Here is a 4,667-nt window from a genome sequence, read left to right on the forward strand (position 1 = left end):
CTGCGGCAGACTGCCCGCCAGCAGCATTACCACCAGTACCACCAGCACACCGCGCGCCAGCCGTTTCATTTCAACCCCGAATGCGACATGGTGCTCATCACCTGACTCTGCAAAATCAGGAAGATGATCAGATTTGGCAGAAACATGATCAGGGAAGCGGCAGCGGCAATCCCCTGCCCGGCGACCGGGTTGGCACCCGCGCTGGTAGCCGTCAGGGTGGTCAGGTAAAAGGCAAAAGTTTTCAGGCTTTCCTGGGTGATGTACAAATTGGAAATCTCGGCGTTATTCCAGGTTGCCTGAAAGGTGAGAATGGCAATCGTGGCAATGGCGGGACGAATCATCGGCAGGATGATGTTCCAGTAAATATAAAAATCGGAAGCACCGTCAATTTCGGCCGCCTCGATGACCTCGTTGGGAATTCCGTCAATGAACTGTTTGATCAGAAACAGGCCAACCGGCAGCGCCAGCATCGGCAGAATGTGCACCCAAAAGGTATCCAGCAGGTTCAGCCGTTCGATGATCAAAAAGCGCGGAATGGTGACGGCAATCGGCACGAACATCAGCGCCACCGTATTGACCGTGAAGAGGAATTTCTTGAGCCCGAAGCGTTTTTTGGAAAGAACGAACGCCGCCGTGCTGGAAACGAAAATGGAAGTCGTCACCGTCACGAGGGTGATCGCAATGCTGTTGAACAAATAACGGCTGACCGGAATGCCGGAGGCAGAAAAGCGGTTGAACAAATCCACAAAATTCTTGAAGGTCGGGTTGACCACAAAAAAGCGCGGCGGGTAGGCAAACAATTCCTCCGGCGGTTTGAAGGCGTGTGAAAAGATGAAGATAATCGGCAGAATCATGACTGCCGAGAGCGGCAGCAGCAGCACATAAAACTGCAACTGGCTGACATGAAACCCGCGCGGGTTGATGCCGCTGTTGCGGATGCCGAAGAATTTGCGCCGCAATTTTCGCAACATCCCTCAATCCTCCGAGGCAAACAAACGGTTTGCCACGCGGGCAAAGAACAGCACCATCAGCAGCAACACCACCGAAACCGCGGCGGCATAACCCATCTCATAACGCAGAAAGCCGTAATCCTCAATATGGTTGACAATCAACTGCCCGGCGTACTGCGGGGTGGGATTGCTGCCGGAGAGCGTTACGCCGATTGCGCCGGCCTGAAAGGTGGAAACAATGGCCATCACCGCCCCGAACAACATCTGCGGCTTCATCGAGGGAATGGTGATGTAAAAAATCTCCTGAAAACGGCTGCTGACCCCATCCAGACTGGCGGCTTCGTACAATTCGGGGTTGATTTCCAGAATACCCGCCAGCATCGCCAGAAAACCAATTCCCATGCTGCTCCACAGGGTAACGATGATCATCACCGGCATGAGGTATTGCGGGGATTGCAGCCACTGAATCGGCTCCTGAATCAGATTGAGCTGCAACAGGAAAGAATTCAGGTAGCCGTTCGGGTCGCCGCTGAAAAACGCCTGCCAGACGACGGTCATTGCCACGCCGGAAGTCATCGAGGGCGAATACAGAATGAGCGCAAACACGGCGCGCGGAATGCGCGGCTGCTGCGCCAGCATCCACGCCAGGATGAAAGTCAGCGCGTAGCCGCCCGGCCCGACGATCACCGCAAACTGGATGGTGTTGGGCAGTACATACCGCATGAAGATGTCATCCTGCGTCAGCAGGACAATGTAGTTTTTCAGCCCAATCCAGCGCGGGAATTGAATGGTATCGAAGAAGGTGAAGGAGAGCAGGGCAGCCATCAACACCGGCGCAACGATGAAGATGATGAACATCAGCGCGTAGGGAGAGAGGAAAGCATACGCGCCGCCTTCTTTGACCGCCCAGCGTTTGAGCGGATTTTGCAGGTTCATCAGCCGTTCATTTTGCATTGGCCATCCATCCCTTCACGGTGTCCAGGGTGGGCACCTTGAATTCTTTGACCTTTTGCCCGTTTTGCAGGTAACCAAACTCTTCCATCTTGCGCGTAATTTCACGGTTGATGGTCAGCACGGCGGCATCGATCGCCACGCGCGGGTTGACCCCATCGAACACAATCCGGTTCCAGGCGTTGCTCAATTCGCGTTCCTGCATGTAACTGCCCGGCAGTTTGACCGGCTCCTGCAGCCACTGCCACTGCTCCAGAATGACCGCCTTGTGTTCATCCGGAATGGGCAGATACGGGAAGGCTTCCAGATTGGCGGAATTCCACAGATATTCGATGCCGTAGTTCAAAATCAACTGCTGCTGAAATTCCACCTGCGTTTCGGTGGACATCCACCATTTGAGGAACTGCCAGGCTTCTGCGGGCTGGTCGGTGGCTTTGAAGAGAATGCTGGCCTGTGCCGAGCCGGTGGCATAGCGGTTCTGCCGGCCGTCCGGCAGCACGGTGGCCGGATAAAGGTCAATCCCCCACAGCCCGCGGATTTCCGGCGCGGCGGTGGTCAGCTTGAGGTAGGTTTCAAAGTTGGAAATGCCAATCGGCAGGCTGCCCTGACGAAAGCTTTCGTAAAAACTGGAGGTGGTCAGCGGCATGCCGTAAATGGTAAAGCATTCCGCCATAAAACGCACGGCGCGGATGGCTTCTTCACTGGCCAGACCGGATGAGAAACCATCCGGGCTGTACAACTGCGCTCCAAAGTTGAACAGGAAGGGCGCCGTGGCAAGATAGCCCTTGAAACCGCTGCCGCTGGAAAGCGGTGTGTTGTAGTTCAGTCCGTAGCGCTGCAGTTCGGGCAGAATTTCCAGCACCTCATCCCAGGTTTGCGGCACCGGCAGTCCCAGCGAGTCGAGAATATCGCGCCGGTAAAAAGTGACCCAAAAATCCTGCGTTTCCGGAATGGCATAGACCGAGTCGTTGATGATGTAACTGAGCAGCGCGCCGGGTGAATAAATGCGGATGAACGAGTCGAAATCCTCAAAGGAACGCAAATCGTACAGCGCGTTGCGGATGGCCAGCTCGTAGGGGATGTGCGTGCTGACTCCCAGCGCCACATCCGGCTGAATGCCGGCCGCGTTGGCCAGCACCAGTTTGGACTCATCCGGTATGATGGCAAACTTGACGCGGATGCCGGTCTGGGGGGTAAAGTGCTGATCGGTGAGCGTCTGCAGCAGGTCAACATACTGGCGCGGGCGGTTGACCCACACTTCCAGTTCGTCCTGCGCTCCGCCGGGGGTGTAGTACGGGTCGGGGCGGAAGGAATAATAGAAACGCCGCAGACTTTCCAGGAAGGATTCGAGCGGGTCAACCCGCACCGGCGGCGGGGTCATATCCGCGGTGTGGATGAAAATTCGATCCAGCACCAGCGGCTGGCTCTCCAGCGAGGTTTGCAGACTGCTCAGGCGCTGAGCGGCAGAACTGCTGCCCTCCGAAAGCCGCCCCATGTACAGCGGAATTTTATCCACATCCTCCGCCAGAAAGGCCAGGTTGTCCATGGCAATCTGATAGGCAAGAATTTCCTGCGAGGCGCGCCCCTGATTGAGCCGTTCCAAGAATTGTTTGTCTTCCCGCAGGTTGTCCAGAATGCCCAGCAATCGCTCGCGGATGTTGGGGATGTAATCCGACAGCACCCATTCCTTGTAGCGGTCGACCTGATTCCCGGTCAGTCGTTTGATTTCCAGCGATAACTGGTTGATTTGACGCAGTTCCTGCTGGATATTTTCAATCGCCCGCCCGTAGGGGGAATGGGTGGCTTCAATGCCCAGCACATGCTCGCCGCGCGTCAGGTAGATGCGGTAGGGCTGCTCACCGCCCAGGGTAAAATTTTGCCACTCCGCGCTGTATGGGAAGGCTACCTCGTTGAGCTCGCCAAACGGCACCGCTCCGTCAATCCAGATGCGGCGGAAAACGGTAAAGTTATTTTTGGTGTTTTGCAGCGCGCGCAGGGTGATGTGGTAATAGCCGTCCTGCGGCACCGAAAAACGGTAATAAACCGTGCCGCCGCTGCGCTGCCAGCTTTCGCCGCCCAGCGTATTGAGCAGCAGGCGGTAGGTTTCATACGGGCTGACCGACAGACTGCGGCTGTTGATCGGGCGGATGGTGGTGTCGTTTTTGTAGGCCGGCAGCTCGGCTTCCAGTTCGATCATCACCCGGCTGGCATCGGCCGGCGGCAGGGTGTTGAGATATTCGGCGTAAGCCGGCAGGCCGCTAAACCGTTCCAGATAAATGCTGCCCAGATAGAGCGACTCTTTGGTGATTTCCAGCGAGAGGGTGTGCCTGCCTGCTTCGAGAAACACAAGCACCGGCAGGCTTCGGCTGAAGGTCACATCCCGAAGCGGCATGCGCGTCCACTGCATCAGCCGCTGCTGGGGGATGAGAATCTGGTTGCCGTAACGGTCCAGCGGAAATTCATTTGCCTGATTCTGGTACAAGACCGGAAAGACCACCCGCGGGACATCGGCAGCCGGTAATTCATCATCTATACGCAGCTCCCCCTCCGGCGAGCCGATCAGGTCGGCGCCCGCCAGCACATCCATCGAGAGGATGTAATCGCCGTACTCCTCCACCTCAAAGGAAACCGCGATGCGATCCCCGCGTTCCAACCGCACCGCCGGTTTGGGATACGCCGCCGTCCATTCATCCTTATGCAGCGGCATGCCAAAGGCATCCGCGCTGATTTCAAGGACGGCGGGCGGGGCAGCGCTGAAACCGGTCA

The 4,667-nt window shown here is 56.8% G+C and carries 3 protein-coding genes; all 3 read right to left on the reverse strand.

What is annotated here, in order from left to right; genetic code table 11:
* Positions 1 to 65: 65 nt before the first annotated feature.
* Positions 66 to 971: a carbohydrate ABC transporter permease gene (locus VAE48_RS01320; RefSeq protein WP_322791503.1), complete on the reverse strand. Its 906-nt coding sequence runs from the start codon at positions 969 to 971 to the stop codon at positions 66 to 68.
* A gap of 3 nt (positions 972 to 974) precedes the next feature.
* Entirely contained in the window at positions 975 to 1,886 is a 912-nt protein-coding gene (locus VAE48_RS01325; protein ID WP_416181007.1) for a carbohydrate ABC transporter permease, read from the reverse strand.
* Positions 1,887 to 1,893: 7 nt separating this feature from the next.
* A partial coding sequence (locus tag VAE48_RS01330; RefSeq protein WP_322791505.1) for an extracellular solute-binding protein occupies positions 1,894 to 4,667 on the reverse strand: 2,774 nt, incomplete at its 5' end.

It is taken from the genome of Bellilinea sp. (genome assembly GCF_034432615.1).
Lineage (GTDB): Bacteria > Chloroflexota > Anaerolineae > Anaerolineales > Anaerolineaceae > Bellilinea.

Coding starts and splice junctions, on each gene's coding strand:
- VAE48_RS01325 (WP_416181007.1), bottom strand. CDS start 1,886: ATGAACCTGCAAAATCCGCTCAAACGCTGGGCGGTCAAAGAAGGCGGC.
- VAE48_RS01320 (WP_322791503.1), bottom strand. CDS start 971: ATGTTGCGAAAATTGCGGCGCAAATTCTTCGGCATCCGCAACAGCGGC.